At 64.1% G+C, this 18,217-nt stretch carries 16 protein-coding genes; 7 read left to right on the forward strand and 9 right to left on the reverse strand.

Features of this window, described 5'->3' with window-relative positions; translation table 11 throughout:
- Nucleotides 1–18 precede the first annotated feature (18 nt).
- The 3 genes from AK81_RS03055 to AK81_RS03065 all read left to right on the forward strand — a co-directional run bounded on the left by AK81_RS03055 (nucleotide 19) and on the right by AK81_RS03065 (nucleotide 4,907).
- Entirely contained in the window at nucleotides 19–1,599 is a 1,581-nt protein-coding gene (locus tag AK81_RS03055; protein WP_043196683.1) for an aldehyde dehydrogenase (NADP(+)), read from the forward strand.
- A gap of 224 nt (nucleotides 1,600–1,823) precedes the next feature.
- Nucleotides 1,824–3,197, forward strand: a complete 1,374-nt coding sequence (locus AK81_RS03060) for an 8-oxoguanine deaminase (RefSeq protein WP_043196685.1) — start codon at nucleotides 1,824–1,826, stop codon at nucleotides 3,195–3,197.
- Nucleotides 3,198–3,401: 204 nt separating this feature from the next.
- On the forward strand, nucleotides 3,402–4,907 hold the full coding sequence (locus AK81_RS03065; protein ID WP_043196686.1) for a nucleobase:cation symporter-2 family protein: 1,506 nt from the start codon (nucleotides 3,402–3,404) through the stop codon (nucleotides 4,905–4,907).
- Nucleotides 4,908–5,077: 170 nt separating this feature from the next.
- Here AK81_RS03065 and AK81_RS03070 read toward each other — a convergent pair whose 3' ends face one another.
- Nucleotides 5,078–5,809, reverse strand: a complete 732-nt coding sequence (locus tag AK81_RS03070) for an SDR family oxidoreductase (protein WP_043196688.1) — start codon at nucleotides 5,807–5,809, stop codon at nucleotides 5,078–5,080.
- 122 nt (nucleotides 5,810–5,931) lie between these two features.
- Between AK81_RS03070 and AK81_RS03075 the strand changes: the two genes are divergently transcribed.
- Nucleotides 5,932–6,705 (forward strand): LysR family transcriptional regulator, encoded by a 774-nt coding sequence (locus tag AK81_RS03075; protein WP_043196690.1) that lies wholly within the window; start codon nucleotides 5,932–5,934, stop codon nucleotides 6,703–6,705.
- A 123-nt stretch (nucleotides 6,706–6,828) separates the two neighbouring features.
- Here the strand turns inward: AK81_RS03075 and AK81_RS03080 are convergent, their stop codons facing one another.
- The gene (locus AK81_RS03080) at nucleotides 6,829–8,241 is read right to left on the reverse strand and encodes an MFS transporter (RefSeq protein ID WP_043196691.1); all 1,413 of its coding nucleotides are present in this window, start codon (nucleotides 8,239–8,241) and stop codon (nucleotides 6,829–6,831) included.
- Nucleotides 8,242–8,290: 49 nt separating this feature from the next.
- Nucleotides 8,291–8,782, reverse strand: coding sequence for a GNAT family N-acetyltransferase (locus AK81_RS03085; protein ID WP_043196692.1), 492 nt, complete (start codon nucleotides 8,780–8,782; stop codon nucleotides 8,291–8,293).
- Nucleotides 8,783–8,901: 119 nt separating this feature from the next.
- On the opposite strand from AK81_RS03085, the gene AK81_RS03090 reads away from it, so the two are divergent.
- Nucleotides 8,902–9,495 (forward strand): biliverdin-producing heme oxygenase, encoded by a 594-nt coding sequence (locus AK81_RS03090; protein WP_043196693.1) that lies wholly within the window; start codon nucleotides 8,902–8,904, stop codon nucleotides 9,493–9,495.
- A gap of 154 nt (nucleotides 9,496–9,649) precedes the next feature.
- On the opposite strand, the gene cydB is transcribed toward AK81_RS03090, so the two are convergent.
- The 4 genes from cydB to AK81_RS03110 are packed head-to-tail and all read right to left on the reverse strand — an operon-like array spanning nucleotide 9,650 to nucleotide 14,571.
- Nucleotides 9,650–10,657 carry a cytochrome d ubiquinol oxidase subunit II gene (cydB, locus tag AK81_RS03095; RefSeq protein ID WP_043196694.1) on the reverse strand — a complete coding sequence of 336 codons (1,008 nt, stop codon included), beginning with the start codon at nucleotides 10,655–10,657 and terminating at the stop codon, nucleotides 9,650–9,652.
- Between the two features lie 14 nt (nucleotides 10,658–10,671).
- Nucleotides 10,672–12,093: a cytochrome ubiquinol oxidase subunit I gene (locus AK81_RS03100; protein WP_043196695.1), complete on the reverse strand. Its 1,422-nt coding sequence runs from the start codon at nucleotides 12,091–12,093 to the stop codon at nucleotides 10,672–10,674.
- Between the two features lie 2 nt (nucleotides 12,094–12,095).
- Nucleotides 12,096–12,572 carry a DUF934 domain-containing protein gene (locus AK81_RS03105; protein WP_043196696.1) on the reverse strand — a complete coding sequence of 159 codons (477 nt, stop codon included), beginning with the start codon at nucleotides 12,570–12,572 and terminating at the stop codon, nucleotides 12,096–12,098.
- Nucleotides 12,562–14,571, reverse strand: coding sequence for a DUF2849 domain-containing protein (locus tag AK81_RS03110; RefSeq protein WP_043196697.1), 2,010 nt, complete (start codon nucleotides 14,569–14,571; stop codon nucleotides 12,562–12,564). Before AK81_RS03110 ends, AK81_RS03105 begins: the two co-directional genes overlap by 11 nt.
- A gap of 204 nt (nucleotides 14,572–14,775) precedes the next feature.
- On the opposite strand from AK81_RS03110, the gene AK81_RS03115 reads away from it, so the two are divergent.
- Both AK81_RS03115 and AK81_RS03120 read left to right on the forward strand, forming a co-directional pair.
- Entirely contained in the window at nucleotides 14,776–16,146 is a 1,371-nt protein-coding gene (locus AK81_RS03115) for a PLP-dependent aminotransferase family protein (RefSeq protein ID WP_043196699.1), read from the forward strand.
- A gap of 165 nt (nucleotides 16,147–16,311) precedes the next feature.
- Complete coding sequence (locus AK81_RS03120) at nucleotides 16,312–16,686, forward strand: hypothetical protein (protein ID WP_043196700.1); 375 nt, start codon at nucleotides 16,312–16,314, stop codon at nucleotides 16,684–16,686.
- A gap of 152 nt (nucleotides 16,687–16,838) precedes the next feature.
- Here the strand turns inward: AK81_RS03120 and AK81_RS27655 are convergent, their stop codons facing one another.
- Complete coding sequence (locus tag AK81_RS27655) at nucleotides 16,839–16,994, reverse strand: DUF2986 domain-containing protein (RefSeq protein ID WP_069375847.1); 156 nt, start codon at nucleotides 16,992–16,994, stop codon at nucleotides 16,839–16,841.
- A gap of 38 nt (nucleotides 16,995–17,032) precedes the next feature.
- Entirely contained in the window at nucleotides 17,033–18,196 is a 1,164-nt protein-coding gene (locus AK81_RS03125) for a PLP-dependent aminotransferase family protein (protein ID WP_043196701.1), read from the reverse strand.
- Between the last annotated feature and the right edge of the window lie 21 nt (nucleotides 18,197–18,217).

Consider the following 18,217-nt stretch of genomic DNA (forward strand, 5'->3'; position numbering starts at 1 on the left):
TTGCCAACGGGAAACGAAATGCCCATCGAACATCGCCTGAACCATATCGCCGGCCAGCTCAGCGGCAACGGTGACGTGCTGCTGAACAGCGTCGACGCCCGCACCGGCGAGCCACTGCCCTACGCCTTCCACCAGGCGACCGGCGACGAAGTAGAGGCCGCCGTGCAGGCCGCCGAGGCCGCCTACCCGGCCTACCGCAGCACCAGCCCGGCCCAGCGTGCCACCTTCCTTGACGCCATCGCCAACGAGCTGGACGCACTGGGTGATGACTTCATCCAGCATGTGATGCGCGAAACCGCGCTGCCCGAAGCCCGCATCCGTGGCGAACGCAGCCGTACCAGCAACCAGCTGCGGCTGTTTGCCGAGGTGGTACGGCGCGGCGATTTCTACGCCGCACGCATCGACCGTGCCCTGCCCCAGCGTACCCCGCTGCCGCGCCCGGACCTGCGCCAGTACCGCATCGGCGTGGGCCCGGTGGCCGTGTTCGGCGCCAGCAACTTCCCGCTGGCCTTCTCCACCGCTGGCGGTGACACCGCATCGGCGCTGGCCGCGGGTTGCCCGGTGGTATTCAAGGCGCACAGTGGGCACATGCTCACGGCCGCCCATGTGGCTGCAGCCATCGACCGCGCGGTGGCCAGCAGCGGCATGCCGGCGGGCGTGTTCAACCTGATCTACGGTGCCGGCGTGGGCGAAGCGCTGGTCAAGCACCCGGCCATCCAGGCGGTCGGCTTTACCGGCTCGCTGCGCGGTGGCCGCGCCCTGTGCGACATGGCGGCGGCACGCCCGCAGCCGATCCCGGTGTTTGCCGAAATGAGCAGCATCAACCCGGTGATCGTCCTGCCCCAGGCGTTGCAGGCACGGGGCGAGCAAGTCGCCGGCGAACTGGCCGCCTCGGTGGTGCTGGGTTGCGGGCAGTTCTGCACCAACCCGGGCCTGGTGGTGGGCATTCAGTCGCCGCAATTCGGGCTTTTCGTGCAAACACTGGTGGCACGCATGGCCGACCAGGGCCCGCAGACCATGCTCAACGCCGGCACCCTGCGCAGCTACCAGAACGGTGTGCAGCACCTGCTGGCACACCCGGGTATCCAGCACCTGGCCGGGCAGCCACAAACCGGCAACCAGGCCCACCCTCAGCTGTTCAAGGCAGATGTAAGCCTGCTGCTGAACGGCGACCCCCTGCTGCAGGAAGAAGTGTTCGGCCCGACCACCGTGGTGGTTGAGGTGGCCGATGCCGAGCAACTGGCCGAAGCACTGCGCCACCTGCAGGGCCAGCTGACCGCCACCCTGATAGCCGAGCCTGACGACCTGCACGCCTTTGCCACGCTGGTGCCGCTGCTGGAGCGCAAGGCCGGGCGCCTGCTGCTCAACGGCTACCCGACCGGTGTGGAGGTTTCGGATGCAATGGTGCATGGCGGGCCTTACCCGGCGACCTCGGACGCACGGGGTACGTCGGTCGGTACCTTGGCCATCGACCGTTTCCTGCGGCCGGTGTGTTTCCAGAACTACCCGGATGCGCTGCTGCCGGATGCGTTGAAAAACGATAACCCGTTGGGGATTGCGCGGTTGCTTGACGGTGTGAGTAGCCGCGAGGCGGTGTGATCATCCGTTGATTTAGCCTGTACCGGCCTCTTCGCGGGCTTGCCCGCTCCCACAGGTACTGCACCCACCTGGACAACTGTGGTGCTCCTGTGGGAGCGGGCAAGCCCGCGAAGAGGCCGGCGCAGGCTTAACAGGCCTGTATACAATCAGCAAAAACCTTGATTACAATGCCGTGCGCCTATGACATCGGTAATCGCCGATGCGTATTGCGGCAGGCTCACGCCATGTCATCTACAACCCCTGCAAAAACGCTACTCGTCAAAAACGCCGCACTTCTGGTCACCATGGACGGCCAACGCCGCGAGATCAAGAACGGCGGCCTGTACATCGAAGACAACCTGATCAAACAGGTCGGCCCCAGCGATACCCTGCCACAACAGGCCGATGTCATCCTCGACATGGCCGGCAAAGTGGTCATCCCAGGCCTGGTCAACACCCACCACCACATGTACCAGAGCCTCACCCGCGTGGTGCCGGCAGCCCAGGACGGCGAGCTGTTCAACTGGCTGACCAACCTGTACCCGATCTGGGCACGCCTGACCCCCGAGATGATCGCGGTGTCGACCCAGACCGCCATGGCCGAGCTGATCCTGTCCGGCTGCACCACCTCCAGCGACCACCTGTACATCTACCCCAATGGCTGCAAGCTCGACGACAGCATCCACGCTGCCGCCGAGATAGGCATGCGCTTCCACGCCGCGCGCGGCAGCATGAGCGTCGGCCAGAGCCAGGGCGGCCTGCCGCCTGATTCGGTGGTGGAAAAGGAAGCCGACATCCTCAAGGAGTCCCAGCGCCTGATCGAGGACTACCACGATGCCAGCCACGGCTCGATGCGCCGTATCGTGGTAGCGCCCTGCTCGCCGTTCTCGGTCAGCCGCGACCTGATGCGTGAAGCCGCCGTACTGGCGCGCCACTACGGGGTGTCGCTGCACACCCACCTGGCCGAGAACGTCAACGACATCGCCTACAGCCGCGAAAAATTCGGCATGACCCCTGCCGAGTACGCCGAAGACCTTGGCTGGGTCGGCCACGATGTATGGCATGCCCACTGCGTGCAGCTCGACCAGCACGGCATCGAGCTGTTCGCCCGCACCGGCACCGGTGTCGCCCACTGCCCATGCTCGAACATGCGCCTGGCCTCGGGCATTGCCCCGATTCGCAAGATGCGCGACCACGGCGTACCGGTAGGCCTGGGGGTCGACGGCTCTGCCTCCAACGACGGCGCCAGCATGATCGGTGAAGTGCGCCAGGCCCTGCTGCTGCAGCGGGTAGGCTTCGGCCCCGACGCCATGACCGCCCGCGAAGCCCTGGAGATCGCCACCCTCGGCGGCGCCAAGGTGCTCAACCGCAATGACATCGGCGCCCTGGCCCCCGGCATGGTCGCCGACTTCGTCGCCTTCGACCTGGGCCATGTGGCCTACGCCGGTGGCCACCACGACCCGCTGGCAGCACTGGTGTTCTGCACCCCGACCCAGGTGCACACCAGCGTGATCAACGGCCGCGTCGTGGTCAAAGACGGCCAGCTGGCCACCGTCGACCTGCCACGCGTGCTGGAGCGCCACAACCAGCTGGCACACCAACTGGTCAGCGGCGCCTGATCTACACGGGCTGCTGCGCAGCCCATCGCCAGCAAGCCAGCTCCCACAAATACTGCACATGCCTTGAGCCCGATGCGGTCAAAGTGGGAGCTGGCTTGCCGGCGATGGGCCGCAACGCGGCCCGCGTTTAGCTGTTCATCACCCAACGAATGCGACTGAGACCGTGCTGTTAGACGCATAAAATAACAAAGCGAGCTACTCACCATGACTTCTCCCGCTTCACCTCGTCCGGAAGACGAGAACCTCGGCGTGGGCGCCAACCTGGCCTATGGCCTGCAACATGTACTGACCATGTACGGCGGCATGATCGCCGTACCGCTGATCATCGGCCAGGCCGCAGGCCTCAGCGCTGGCGATGTCGGCCTGCTGATCGCCGCCTCGCTGTTCGCAGGGGGCCTGGCAACATTGCTGCAAACCTTGGGCATCCCCTTCTTCGGTTGCCAACTGCCGCTGGTGCAAGGCGTGTCCTTCGCCAGCGTCGCCACCATGGTCGCGATCATCGGCAATGACGGCACCAGCGGCATGCAGGTGGTGTTTGGCGCGGTGATCGTGTCATCGCTGGTCGGCCTGCTGATCACGCCGCTGTTCTCGCGCATCATCAAGTACTTCCCGCCCCTGGTGACAGGCATCGTCATCACCACCATCGGCCTGACCCTGATGCCGGTGACCGCGCGCTGGGCCATGGGCGGCAACAGCCAGGCCGCTGATTTTGGCAGCCCGGCGAACATTGGCCTGGCGGCATTCACCCTGGCCTCGGTACTGCTGCTGAGCAAGCTGGGCAGTGCCAGCCTGTCGCGCCTGTCGATCCTGCTGGCCATCGTGATCGGCACGCTGGCAGCGATGGCCACCGGCATGGCCGATTTCTCCCAGGCGCTGCAAGGGCCGTGGGTGGCCATGCCCGAGGTGCTGCACTTCGGCGCGCCGCAATTCCAGGTGGCGGCGATCCTGTCGATGCTGATCGTCATCGTGGTGACCATGGTCGAGACTTCGGCCGACATCCTGGCCGTGGGGGAAATCATCAGTACCCCGGTCGACTCCAAGCGCTTGGGCAATGGCCTGCGTGCCGACATGATCTCCAGCGCCCTGGCGCCGTTGTTCGGCTCGTTCACGCAAAGTGCCTTCGCGCAGAACGTCGGCCTGGTCGCCGTGACCGGGGTGAAGAGCCGCTACGTGGTGGCCAGCGCCGGCCTGATCCTGGTCACGCTGGGGCTGCTGCCAGTGATGGGCAGGCTGGTCGCCGCAGTACCTACCGCCGTGCTCGGCGGCGCCGGGCTGGTGCTGTTCGGCACGGTCGCGGCCAGCGGCATCCGCACCCTGGCCCAGGTGGACTACCGCAACAACATGAACCTGATCATTGTCGCCACCTCGATCGGCTTTGGCATGATCCCGATTGCGGCACCGGGGTTCTATCACCACTTCCCGACCTGGTTCGAGACCATTTTCCATTCCGGCATCAGCTCGGCGGCGATCATGGCGATTCTGCTCAACCTGCTGTTCAACCACCTGCGCGCCGGCAACTCCGACCAGCAGTCGGTGTTCGTCGCCGCCAGTGAGCGCACCCTGCGCTACCGGGATATCGCCGGGTTGAATGAAGGTGATGTGTTCCGTGATGGCAGGCTGTATGACCGGGATGGCAACGAGGTGCCGATCATGGAGGTTGATGAAGGGCACTTCAAACCGGCTAAGACGCCTGTGGCGCACATGCACTGACACTGCATTTCTGAATGCCTTGCGCGGTCCCCTGTAGGAGCGGCCTTGTGTCGCGATCGGGCTGCGCAGCAGCCCCCGGATTCCAGCGTCAACACAGCCATTGCCGGGGCTGCTGCGCAGCCCTATCGCGACACAAGGCCGCTCCTACAGGGATCGCGTCAGCAGGCCGGTTATTGCTGCTGGCGGGTAGCGCACACCACGATTTCGCGGATGCACACCGACTGCGGCTGGCCGTAGGCAAAGCCGATGGTCTCGGCAATGGTTTCTGCCGTAAGCACCCCGCCCATCTCCTGCTTCCAGTCGTTGTACCCCGCCTTGATGGCGTCATCGGTCGTATGGCTGAGCAGTTCGGTATCTACCGCACCCGGCTCGATGGTGATCACCCGCACATTGCTCGGCGCCAGCTCTTCACGCAGGTTTTCCGACAGGCCGGTAACGGCGAACTTGGTGCCGACGTAGGCGACATGGTTGGGGAAGGCCTTGCGCCCGGCCACGGAACTGACGTTGATGATGGTGCCCTGCCTGCGCTCGACCATGCCGCTGGCCACCGCATGGATGCCATTGAGTAACCCACGCACGTTGACGTCGAGCATGCGGTCCCACTGCTCCGGGTCCTGGGTGGCGATACTGCCCAGCAGCATCACGCCAGCATTGTTGATGATCGCGTCTACCGGGCCAAACCGCGCTTCGGCTTCGGCGACGGCTGCCAGCACGGCAGCGCGGTCAGTGATATCGACCGCCAGTGCCAAGGTATTCGGCAACTGCAGTTGCTGCATCGGCGCCAGGCGACGGGACAGCAGCAACAGGGCGTGGCCACGGCTGGACAGCAGCTTGGCGGTGGCCAGGCCGATACCGGAGCTGGCACCGGTAATCACTACCAAGGGTTTGTGGGTGTTGGTCATGGTCACCATCCTGTTATCCGATTTGCCTATGGGTAAGAAGTAGAGCGAGTATAGAAGCTGGTTTTTCTTGCGAAAAACGGGAAATTCTTTTCGCAGCCATCGGCATCACTTATGGGTAACCCATGGATTATCGCCAGCTTCGTGCCTTCATCGCCGTGTTCGAAGAGCGCAACATCACCGCCGCCGCGCGTTCGATACACCTTAGCCAACCGGCGCTTTCCGGTAGCATCCGGGCCCTGGAGCAGGCCCTGGGCACCACGCTGTTCGTGCGCCAGGCCCGCGGCGTCGAGGTGACTGAAGATGCCCGTGCGCTGTACCCCGAAGCCCAGCGCATGGTCGCCGACGCCAATCGCCTGCTCGGCCGCTTCAAGGGTGATCGTGAGCGTGCGCCGTTGCAGATCGGCGTGGAGCAGGATGTGAGTGCGGCGGTACTGGGCAAGGTGGTGCAGGCAGCGGCTGCCATCCAGCCCCCGGTGCGCCTGCAACTGGCGACCGGCTGCCTGGGCGCGGTGCGGCTGGCCAGCGAAGAACTGCGCTGTGAGGATGAGTTGTTTCTGCCGCTGCACAGCGACCCGTTCGTGCTGGCGCTTGCGCAGCAGGCAACCACCGAAGCCCGCTGGATCACCTGCCCGGCACAGCCCAGCCATCAGCGCCTGCAACCTTTCTACAGCGGTACTCTGGTGGCAGAAGCAGACACCTTTGCCCTGGCCCTGGAGCTGGTCGCCGCGGGCCTGGGTGCCGCGATCGTGCCAGAGTCACTGGCCACCGAGCACCGCGGCGTGCGCATCGAGCCCATGCCTCAGCTGGACCTTCGCCGGCGTATCGGCCTGTGCTATTCGGCCCAGGCGCTGGCGCTTGATGGCGTCGTTAAGCTACGCGATACCTTGCAGAGTTGAATTGCCTGTACCGGCCCTATCGCCGGCAAGCCAGCTCCCACAGGAATGCATCACTCCCGAGACCAGCACCAGATCTGTGGGAGCTGGCTTGCCGGCGATGGGGTGCGAAGCAGGCCCGTGGTTTCAGGTGCGCAGCACTTGCTCCCCGGCATTGCTCGGCAAGCGCATGGCATCCGCCAACGCCACACAGGCAATCAACGCAACGCCAATCAACGCCCAGTGGAAGTCGCTGACTGTCATCTCGCCTTCGCCGCCCCGCACCATCATCGCCACGCGCAACAGCAGTGCCACCACCGCCACGCCCAACGCCATCGCCAGCTGGAAGCACATGCTGAACAGCGTCGAAGCCTCGCCCATCTGCGGCTTGGGTACTTCGGCAAAACCGACAGCGTTGTACGTGGTGAACTGCATCGAGCGCGAAAGCCCGCCCACGAACAACACCACGGCCATCCAGTACCACGGCATGCCTTGCTGCAAGCCCAGGCAGGCCAGAATGCAACCAACGCCAATCAGCCCGTTGACCAACAACACGCGACGGAAACCATAGCGGCGCAGCAACCCGGTGGTAAACGGCTTCATCGCCAGGTTGCCGGCGAAGATCGCCAGTACCAGCAGCCCGGCATCCACCGGCGACAAGCCGAAACCAATCTGCAGCAGCAACGGGATCAGGAATGGCAAGGCGCTGATCGACAGGCGGAACAACGTACCGCCAACGATGCTGACCCTGAACGTGGGGATAGACAGGGTATCCAGTGGCAATAGCGGCGCAGCATGGCGCCGGCAATGGCGAATCGCCAACCAGGTCAGCAAGCCGCCCAGCGACACCAGCGCCAACCCGGCGCCCAGGCTGCCACCCGCCAGCGAGCCAAGCATTTCCAGGCCGACCAGCCACGCCGCACAAGCCGATGCCAGGAAAACGAACCCCAGCGTATCGAAGCGGCGTTTTTCATCTGAACGCGCATTCGGAATCAGCACCCAGGCCGCTGCGATGGCCAGCAGCCCAAGGGGGATGTTCAGGTAGAAGATCCAGGGCCACGACCAATGCGTGACGATCAGGCCACCGAGCGGCGGGCCCAGTACGGGCGCCACCAGGCCGGGCCAGGTGATCACCGCGAGCATTTTCACCAGGTCCTTCTTCTCGGTCGTGCGCAGCACCACCAGCCGGCCCACCGGTACCATCAGGGCACCGCCAATGCCCTGAAGCACCCGGGCCGCGACGAAGGTTTCCAGGGTCGGGGCCATGCCGCACAGCAACGACGCCACGGTAAACAGGCCAATGGCCCCGGCAAATACCTGTCGCGGGCCGAAACGGTCCGCCACCCAGCCACTGAGCGGAATGAACACCGCAACTGCCAGCAAATAGGCACTGATGCCGATGTTCAGGCTGACCGCGCTTTCACCGAAGTCACTGGCCATTTGTGGCAGTGCCGTGGCAATCACGGTGGCGTCGAGGTTTTCCATGAAGAAGGTGATAGCGACCAGCAAGGCGATGCCGGTGGCTTGGCGGGAGGTATGGACGGCTGCCGGGCTGGCCAAAGTTTCAGGTCCTTCTGATGGGTAGATGGGGCTCAGGCAAACCGTGCCCTCAGAGGACCATGACCATCTCATGCCAGGCCATGCCGCCATGATCCGACGGCGACGGTTTCACGTACTGATACCCCATCTTCTGGTACAGCGCCACATGCTGCTGCTTGCACATCAGGTGAATGGTCTGCTTGCCCGATGCCGTCATGCGGGCGATGAATTCGTCCATCAAGCGCTTGGCGTAACCTTTGCCCTGGTGCGCCGGGTCCACCACCACCGACATGATCACCACGTTCGGTGCTGCCGGGTCATGGCCGACCAGTTCCTTGAAGTCTTCATCCGACATGACCACTTCGTGGGCGCAACCGCTATTGATGAAGCCAACGATCTCACCCGCGTTTTCCAGGATCAGGAAGCCTTGCGGGTACTGCGCAATGCGGGTGCGGATCTTCTCCAGCGTGGCCGCTTCATCCCCTTCATAGGCGCCGATTTCAATGGCGTAGCAGCGTTCGGCGTCTGCAATTATAGGGAGGCGGAACTGTAGGGTGCTCATGGCTGACTCCTTGGAAACGTGAAAGCGTCTGGCATGGTAAACCAGTAGCGTTGTGCTTGCCGCCTACCTGGGATGGCAAGCATCATGGGCGCATTGCCTACTCGCCCACGGACACGCCTATGACCGCTGCCCCACCCCCTCACACAGAGCCAGGACGCTGCAAACGCCTGAAAGCGGCCAGCAGCAGCGACCATGACAACGTCGACGCACTGGTGATGGCGGCGCGGCCCTTCGCAGACCGCGAACGTTATGCCTGCTTCCTGCAGGTGCAGCACCGTTTCCACGGCAGCCTGTTGTCGCTTTACCGCGACGAGGCGCTCAACCTGCGCCTGCCGGGGCTGGTGCAACTGTCGCGTTTTTCGGCAGTCGAGGACGACCTGCGTGACCTCGGCCTGCCGCTGCCTGAGCTGCCCCAACAGGTTTGCACCAGTGCGGCCCAGGCCTTGGGCTGGCTGTATTGCAGTGAAGGCTCCAACCTGGGCGCAGCGTTCCTGTTCAAGCAGACCCAGCGTCTGGGCCTGAATGGCGATGAGGGTGCCCGCCACCTGGCGCCGCACCCCGACGGACGTGCACTGCACTGGCGCGAGTTCGTGGCCAGGCTTGATGGCCTGGTGCTGGATGAGGGGGAGGAAGCAGAAGTTGTGGCGGGGGCGATTGCTGCGTTCGACAGTTACCGGACGCATCTGCGTGAGGTATTCCCACAGGATCGGTAGGCCTTGCACTGTGGGAGCGGGCGTGCCCGCGAAGCAGGCAACGCGGTGCATGGCACCGGCTACGCCGGTGTTCGCGGGCACGCCCGCTCCCACACAGTACAGCCGGCTTAGGGACAGGTGCTGTACCTGTGGGAAAGGGTTTGGCCGCGACGCCTCAGTGGTACCCCTCGCCGTCCTTGACCTTGCCGCGGAACACGTAATACGACCAGGCCGAATAGCCGAGGATGAACGGAATGATCAGCAGCGCCCCGACCAGGGCGAAGCCCAGGCTCTGGGGCGGCGCTGCGGCTTCCCAGATGGTCAGGCTGGGCGGCAGCACATACGGCCAGATACTGATTACCAGCCCGGTGAACCCGAGGAACACCAGCAGCAGCGACCAGACGAAAGGCCCGGCGTGCGGTGCGCCGCGCAACGACTTGAGGATCGCCCAGGTGGCCACCAGCACCAGCACCGGTACCGGCAGGAAGAACAAGAAGTTCGGCAGGCTGAACCAGCGCTCGAAAATGGCCGGGTGGGTCAGTGGCGTCCAGATGCTGACGATCAGCATCGCCGCCACCGTCGCCAAGGTAATCGGTGAGCACGCGCGAATGATGCTGGCCTGCAACCGGCCTTCAGTTTTCAACACCAGCCAGGTGGCGCCCAGCAGCGCATACGCCACCACCACCCCGACCCCGCAGAACACGTTGAACGGTGTCAGCCAGCTCATCACACCATTGGTGGCCACGCCGTCGACAATCGCATGCCCTTCGATGAACGCCCCCAGCATCACCCCCTGGAAAAACGCCGCCGCGTAGGACCCGCCCGTGAACGCCTTGTCCCAGAACGGCTTGTGCGCCTCGTCGGCCTTGAAGCGGAACTCGAACGACACACCACGCCAGATCAACCCGGCCAGCAGGCCGAGCGCGGGGATGTACAGCGCACTGAGCAAGATGGCGTAGACCTTGGGGAACGCCGCCATCAACCCTGCCCCACCCAGCACCAGCCAGGTTTCGTTGCCATCCCACACCGGCGCCACGGTGTTGACCATGGTGTCGCGGTGGTCGCGGTCGGTGATGAACGGGAACAGGATGCCGATACCCAGATCGAAGCCGTCCATGATGACGTACATCATCACGCCAAAGCCGATGATCAAAAACCAGATCAGCGGAAGATCAATACCCATGACAACGTCTCCGGTCAGTCAGTGTGATTGGGCGAATGTGGATACAGCGGGTCGTCCACTGCCGACAACGGGCGGGCGGGCCGCTGGTTGGCGGTCACGGGCTGCTCGTGGTCGTCGTGCGCCTGCGGCCCCTTGCCCACCAGGCGCAACATGTAGGCGACGCCGGTGCCGAATACCCCGATGTACATCACCACCAGTACCACCAGGCCTACCGACAGGGTCAGCTCCGAATGGTCTGAAACCGCGTCCTTGGTACGCATCAGGCCGTACACCACCCAGGGCTGGCGGCCGATCTCGGTGACGTACCAGCCGGCCAGCAAGGCCACCAGGCCCGAGGGCCCCATCCACAATGCAAACCGCGCGAGCCCCCGTGACGCGTACAACCGTCCACGCCAGCGCTGCCAGGTGCCATACAGGCCAAGCACGACCATCAACAGCCCCAGGCCGACCATGACCCGGAAGCACCAAAACACAATGGTCGAGTTCGGCCGGTCTTCTTTGGCGAAGTCTTTCAAGCCTGGGATCTGCCCATGCAGGCTGTGGGTCAGGATCAGGCTGGCCAGGTTGGGGATTTCAACCTTGTAGCGGGTGGTTTCGGCCTCCATGTCCGGGATGCCGAACAGGATCAGCGGCACGCCCTGCCCCGGTGTGTTGCTCCAGTGCCCCTCCATCGCAGCGATCTTCGCCGGCTGGTACTTGAGCGTGTTCAAGCCGTGCATGTCACCGATCAGCACCTGCAACGGCGCAGTAAACAGCAGCATCCATAGGGCCATCGAGAACATCCGCCGCACCGCCGGGGTGTTATTGCCGCGCAACAGGTGCCACGCCGCCGAAGCGCCGACGAACAACGCGGTCGACAGCATTGCAGCAGTGACCATATGGGCCAGGCGGTACGGGAACGATGGGTTGAAAATGATGGCGAACCAGTCCACCGGCACCACCACGCCATTGATCACTTCATGCCCTTGCGGTGTCTGCATCCAGCTGTTCGATGCCAGGATCCAGGTGGCAGAGATCATCGTGCCCACGGCCACCATGACGGTGGCAAAAAAGTGCAGGCCGCGGCCGACCTTGTGCCAGCCGAACAGCATCACCCCGAGAAAGCCCGCTTCAAGGAAGAAGGCCGTCAGCACCTCGTAGGTCAGCAACGGGCCGGTGATGCTGCCGGCGAACTGCGAGTAGAAACTCCAGTTGGTGCCGAACTGGTACGCCATGACCAGCCCCGAGACCACGCCCATGGCGAAGTTGACGGCGAAGATCTTCGACCAGAAGTGGTACAGGTCGAGGTAGGCGTTGTCTTTCTTCCACAGCCACAAACCTTCCAGAACCGCCAGGAATGCCGCAAGGCCAATGGTGATGGCCGGGAAGATAATGTGAAAGGTAATGGTGAAACCGAACTGTATACGGGCCAGCTCCAGGGCTGTAAGGCTGAACATGGCTATGCCTCGCTCCGTTGGGAAAGACGTTGCAGCAGGGTGCGTGGACGGGCCTGGTGATGGGCGGCCGCGGCGTCCTGCCAGCGCTGCGCCGGCACGCTGGCCGACACCCGTGCACTGGTGAACCCGCACTGCAACAACATGGCGAACTGGTCGGGCAGCAAAGGCCCGACGGCACGCAGGTCACCCCTGAAGCCGTGGCGCTCGCGCAGCAATCTGGCAAGGGTGAAGCCGCGGCCATCGCGTGACTTGGCGAACTCGACCACGATCAACGCCAGGTGGCCGAGCAATGGCAGCACCTGCGCCGGGTCCTGGTCGGCGGCCAGCCACAGGCCTTCGGCCGGTTGGCCGAAACGCATGTGGTAGTCATCCCACTGCTGCGGCTGTAGCACGGTTTGCGGGGCGTAGGTTGGCAGCGCTTCACCATCCAGGTAGCGCCAGTTGTCGGGCTGAACCCGGCCATCACGATCAACGAGCATCACGCAGCACCTCCTTGAACGGCTCGATACCGACACGGCGATAGGTATCGAGGAAGCGCTCGGCGTCCTCGCGCAATTGCAGGTAGATGCCAACGATGGCCTCGACGACGTCGGGCACCTCCTCGAAGGGCACCGAACGGCCCAGGATGGTCCCGACCGCGGCGTCCTCTTCGGCACTGCCGCCCAGGGTGATCTGGTAGTTTTCGTGGCCGGCCTTGTCCAGGCCGAGGATGCCGATATGCGCCACATGGTGGTGGGCGCAGGCATTGATACAGCCCGAGACATTGAGTTTCAGTTCGCCGATGTCCTGTTGCCGGGCCGCGTCGAAACGCAAGGCGATGCGTTGGGCGACCGGCACCGAACGGGCGGTGGCCAGGCTGCAGTAATCCATGCCCGGGCAGGCGATGGCGTCGGACAACAAACCGATATTGCTGGTCGCCAGCCCGGCCTGGCGCAAGGCCTGCCATACGCTGTACAGGTCGCCCTGGCGGATGTGCGGCAGCACCAGGTTCTGCTCGTGGGACACGCGAATCTCGTTCAGCGAGTAGGCCTCGGCGAGGTCGGCCAGGCTGAGCATTTCCTCGGCGCTGATATCGCCGGGGATACCACCCGGTGGTTTCAGCGAGATGACCGCGCTGATGTAGCCACGCTGTTTGTGCGGGTGGGTATTGGTGCGTACCCAGCTGGCGAACGCGTTGTCGTCGGCCCGCGCACGCAGGAAGCTGTCACACAACCCGGGCAGCGCCTCGAAGGCCGGCTGCACGAAACGGGCACGGATCCCCTGGACGATGGCCGGCTCCAGGTACTGGTGATCGGCTGGCAGGCTGGCGAACTCGTGCTCGATCATTTCAATGAAACGGCCGGGCTTGAGCTCGCGCACCAGTATCTTGATGCGCGCCTTGTACAGGTTGTCGCGCCGGCCCAGGGCGTTGTACACCCGCAGGATGGCTTCGACATAACGCAGCAGTTCGCGCTCCGGCAACCACTCCCGCACCCGGGTGCCAACAATCGGCGTACGCCCCAGGCCGCCCCCGGCATACACCTGGAAGCCCACTTCACCCTGCGCATTGCGCTGCGCCAGGATGCCGATATCGTGGAAGCGCACAGCCGCGCGGTCCTTGGGGCTGCCGGTAATGGCAATCTTGAACTTGCGTGGCAGGTAGGTGAACTCCGGGTGGTCGGTGGACCACTGGCGCAGGATCTCGGCATGCACCCGTGGGTCCAGCACTTCATCCTCGGCGGCCCCGGCAAAGTGGTCGGTGGTAACGTTGCGGATGCAGTTGCCACTGGTCTGGATGCAATGCAGGTCGGCATCGGCCAGTACCGACAGGATTTCTGGCGTATCGGCCAGGCGCGGCCAGTTGAACTGGATGTTCTGCCGGGTAGTGAGGTGGCCGTAGCCCTTGTCATAGGTGCGAGCCACGTAGGCCAGCTGGCGGAGCTGCACTGCGCTCAAGGTGCCATAGGGGATGGCCACGCGCAGCATGTAGCCGTGCAATTGCAGGTACAGGCCGTTCATCAGCCGGTACACCTTGAACGCCTCTTCGTCCAGCTCGCCGCTCAAGCGGCGGGCAACCTGCTGCTCGAACTGGCGGGCGCGGTCCTTGAGGAACTCACGCTCGAACGGGTCGTATCGGTACACCCCAGCCTGCCCCGCCGCCACCGGCAGCAGCGGGCGCTCGCCCTTGCCACCTTGCGGCGACGCGCCTGCGGCCTGCTTGCCGAGGTCGCTGCGTACCGACGGGCCACGCGAGCGCAGCCGTTCACGCAGGCTTTTCGGCTGTGGCAGGCCATCGACCAGCCAGGCTTCACAAGGCGTCGGCGCAACCACCTGGTTGGCCCGCACGGCAGCCTCGGCGGCGAGGGTTGCCGGTACCAGCGCCTGCGCATCGAAGGTGCCGGCCTGTTGCAGTGTGTCTACCCATTCATGCCCGGCATCAAGCCAGACCACAGCCCCATCGTCGAGGCGATTGGCGCAGATCAGATGACAGTCATCCATCAAACATCTCCATGACTGGCAGCCCGGAAGCGCTTATCGTTGCAACCCTGCCGCGCCGTTCCGGTGCACATCAAATAAACCATACGCTTTCCATATTGTATGGATTTGTTAACAACCATATGTCATGATATGCCTATGCGTATGGACTGACAACCGGGAGGAAGACCTATGCCTCTTGCCGAAACGCCAAGAGAAGCTGCTCAAATGCGCTGGACAAAGCCTTTAAAGCCAAAATCAGGCCCCAGATACATACAGATTGCAGACATGATTGCAGAATCCATACAGTCTGGAATTTTGCAGGACGGCGAGCAGATTCCGCCGCAACGTGCACTGGCTGCGCACCTGGGCGTCGACTTGACCACGGTGACCCGGGCTTATGCCGAGGCTCGCGACCGTGGCCTGATTGCCTCCTACAGTGGCCGCGGCTCGTTCATCCTCGGCGCCCGCGAGACGTCCGCCCTGGCAGGCATCGACCTGACCATGAACATCCCGCCGCAGCCGGCCAATGGCTCGATGGCCCAGCGTGTGGGCGCCGGGCTGGAACAGGTGCTGCAGCGCAACCGCATCGAAGCACTGTCGCCCTACCAGGACGAACCGACCACCCGCTCGCTGCTGCAGGCGGCGCAGGGTTGGCTGAAACCGGCATTGGGTGATCTGGACAGCCGCAGCCTGGAAGTCTGCTCGGGTTCGCAAGCGGCCATCTTTGCCATCCTCAGCGCCCACGCCCGCGCAGGTGACGCCATTCTCTGCGATCCACTCACCTACCCCGGCCTGCTGCTGGCCGCCCGGCAACTGGGGCTGCGCATTGTCGCGGTGGCCAGTGATGCCGACGGCATGCGCCCGGACGACCTGGAGCAGGCCTGCCAGGACAGCGGTGCCCGCCTGCTGTACCTCAACCCTACGTTCCACAACCCCACCGCGCACACCATGCCCGCAGCCCGGCGCCAGGCAATTGCCGAGGTGTTGCTCAAGCGCGGTATCACGCTGATCGAGGATGACCCTTACCGTTATCTGCTCGACGACGCGCCGGCGCCCATCGCCTGCCTGACCGGGGGCGCCAATACGTACTACCTGGCGTCGCTGTCCAAGTGCCTGTGGCCAAGCCTGCGCACGGCCTTTGTGCTGCCACCGCGTGGCGATGACGGGCAAGGCCTGCTCAATGGCTTGCGCGCATCGAGCATGGGCTGTTCGGCCTTGCTGCTGGCGCTGGTCGAGCAGTGGATCCGCAGCGGCACCGCCAGGGAGCTGGTACAGGAGATCCAGCGCGAAGCCCGCGCCCGCCAGCATCTGGCACGCACGCTGTTAAGCCATGAGTTCCAGGCCCACCCCACCGGGCTGCACCTCTGGTTGCAACTACCAGCACACTGGCACCAGGAGCGGTTTACCCAAGCCTTGGAGGATGTAGGCGTGAGCGTGGCCGGGGCGGACTCGTTCAGCGTGGCAACGCAGGGGCCGGATGCCGTGCGCATCTCGCTGGGTGGGGCGCCGGACCAGGCCCTGCTGGGGCAGGCGTTGCGCAAGGTGGAGGGGTTGCTGAAGGAAGACCGCCGCCGTGGCGGGCGGGCGTTTGTGTAAAGGGGTGACCCGGCGTCAAAAGTTCTACAAGTTGTTGCTGCAGCGAACTTTTTCCCGTTTGCCGGTCTATGTGGAAGGCACAGAAAGGTAGCGGCACGCGAGACAAGGTTCGCCCCACACCTGCTGGCCAGATGGCTCAATTGTTATCAGAGGTTGGCTTCGCTCATGAAAATACATGTCGCAAGGTTGGTGCTGCTCGGCCTGTTCTCGTTCGCGGCGGTGGGCACGGCATCAGCAACACAAATGAAAGCACCGGTGGCGCAGGCACCGGCCGTTCAGTCACCGGTGCAGCCAGCAGGCAACCCCTGGTCGAAGGTGGCCAGTGTGGCCGATGCGCAGCCGGCTACACTGCTGGCGCATGACGATGACCGCTGGCATGACCACAGAAGCGACGGGCGCCGTGAGCAGTGGCGGCGCGAGCAAGCCCGGCGGGACTGGGAGCGGCGGCGTGACTGGGAACGACGCCGCGATTGGGAGCGCCGCCACGAGCGGGCCATGCACCAGCGCCACCATGACGACCACCGCTACTACCGCCGCTAAAGCCGACGCGATCCCTGTAGGAGCAGCCTTGTGCTGCGAAGAGGCCGGTACAGGCGCAGCATTTGTGTCGCGAGTACCGGCCTCTTCGCAGCACAAGGCTGCTCCTACAGGGTGATGCGGTAGCCTGAGAGACTGTTGTTACACAGCCTGCGTCAGTCAGCTGGATTGGCGCTATCCCCCGCCGCCTCGGCCTCCATCTTCAGGCGGTCTGCCTTGCAGATGTACTTGGGCTTGCGCGGCGCCAGTTTGGCATTGGCCTTTTTGGCATGCGCTTCCAATAGCTGCTTGATCTTCTTACGACGGTTCATAATCCACAGGGCCTGTCAGTGCGGTTTTGCTGAGCACATCATACCTGTGCGGCCTGTGCATTGCGCACCACTTGCGCCAAACGCCTCAGCCCTTCGTCCAGCTGGCCCGGGGCAACGTGGCTGAAATTCAGGCGCAGATGCCCGTGATGCCGGTCCGGGTCAGGGAAAAACGGCTCGCCAGGCATGAACGCCACGTCCACCGCCAATGCCTCTGCCAACAGGGTGCGGGTGTCCAGCGGCTGCTTCAACGTCAGCCAGAAGAACAACCCGCCATCCGGCTTGTGCCACTCCGCCAAGTCGGCAAAATGCGTTTCCAGCGCCACCTGGAACGCATCCCTGCGCGTGCGGTAGTAGTCGCGCAGCGTCTTCAGGTGCAGTTGGAGCTTGTCGCTACCCAACCACTGCAGCACCTGCCACTGCCCCACGCGATTGGTGTGCAGGTCGGCGGCCTGCTTCAGCCGCAACAAATGCGGGAACAGGTCGGGGCTGGCAATCAGGTAGCCGACCCGCAGCCCGGGGAGCAAGGTTTTGGAAACCGTACCGGTGTAAATCCAGCTGGCGTTACGCAAGCGGCTGACGATCGGCTGGGCGCTGCCACCATCGAAACTCAACTCGCGGTAGGGTTCGTCCTCGATCAGCGTTACACCGAATTCATCCAGCAAAGCCGCCACTGCATCGCGCTTGGCTTCGCTGTAACGCAGGCCCGAGGGGTTCTGGAAGGTTGGGATCAGGTAGATGAAAGCCGGGCGGTGGTGTTGCAGGCGATCACGCAGCTCACCCAGGTCCGGGCCGTCAGCTTGCATCGGCAAGGCGAGGCAGTCGGCACCGAACAGCTGGAATATCTGCAGCGCCGCCAGGTAGGTCGGCGCTTCCAGCAGGACCTGCGTGCCCTGGTCGATGTACAGCTTGGCTGCGAGGTCGAGGGCCTGCTGCGAACCACTCACCACCAACACCTGGCTGGCCTGGCAGTCGACTCCCAATGCCCGTGCCTCGGCCGCCAGCGCTTCGCGCAGGGCCGGCTCCCCCTCACTCATGCCATATTGCCCCATAGCCACCGGCATGTCGGCCCAATCGACCCTGGGCAACATGGCTTCAGCCGGCAACCCGCCAGCAAAGGACATCACCCCGGGCCGCTGCGCAGCGGCGAGGATTTCACGGATCAGGGAACTCTTGAGGCGCGTGACACGTTCAGAGAAAGCCATGGGGATCACCGGTAGCAAGGC

It is taken from the genome of Pseudomonas putida W15Oct28, from assembly GCF_000708715.2.
In the GTDB taxonomy this organism is placed as follows: domain Bacteria; phylum Pseudomonadota; class Gammaproteobacteria; order Pseudomonadales; family Pseudomonadaceae; genus Aquipseudomonas; species Aquipseudomonas putida_R.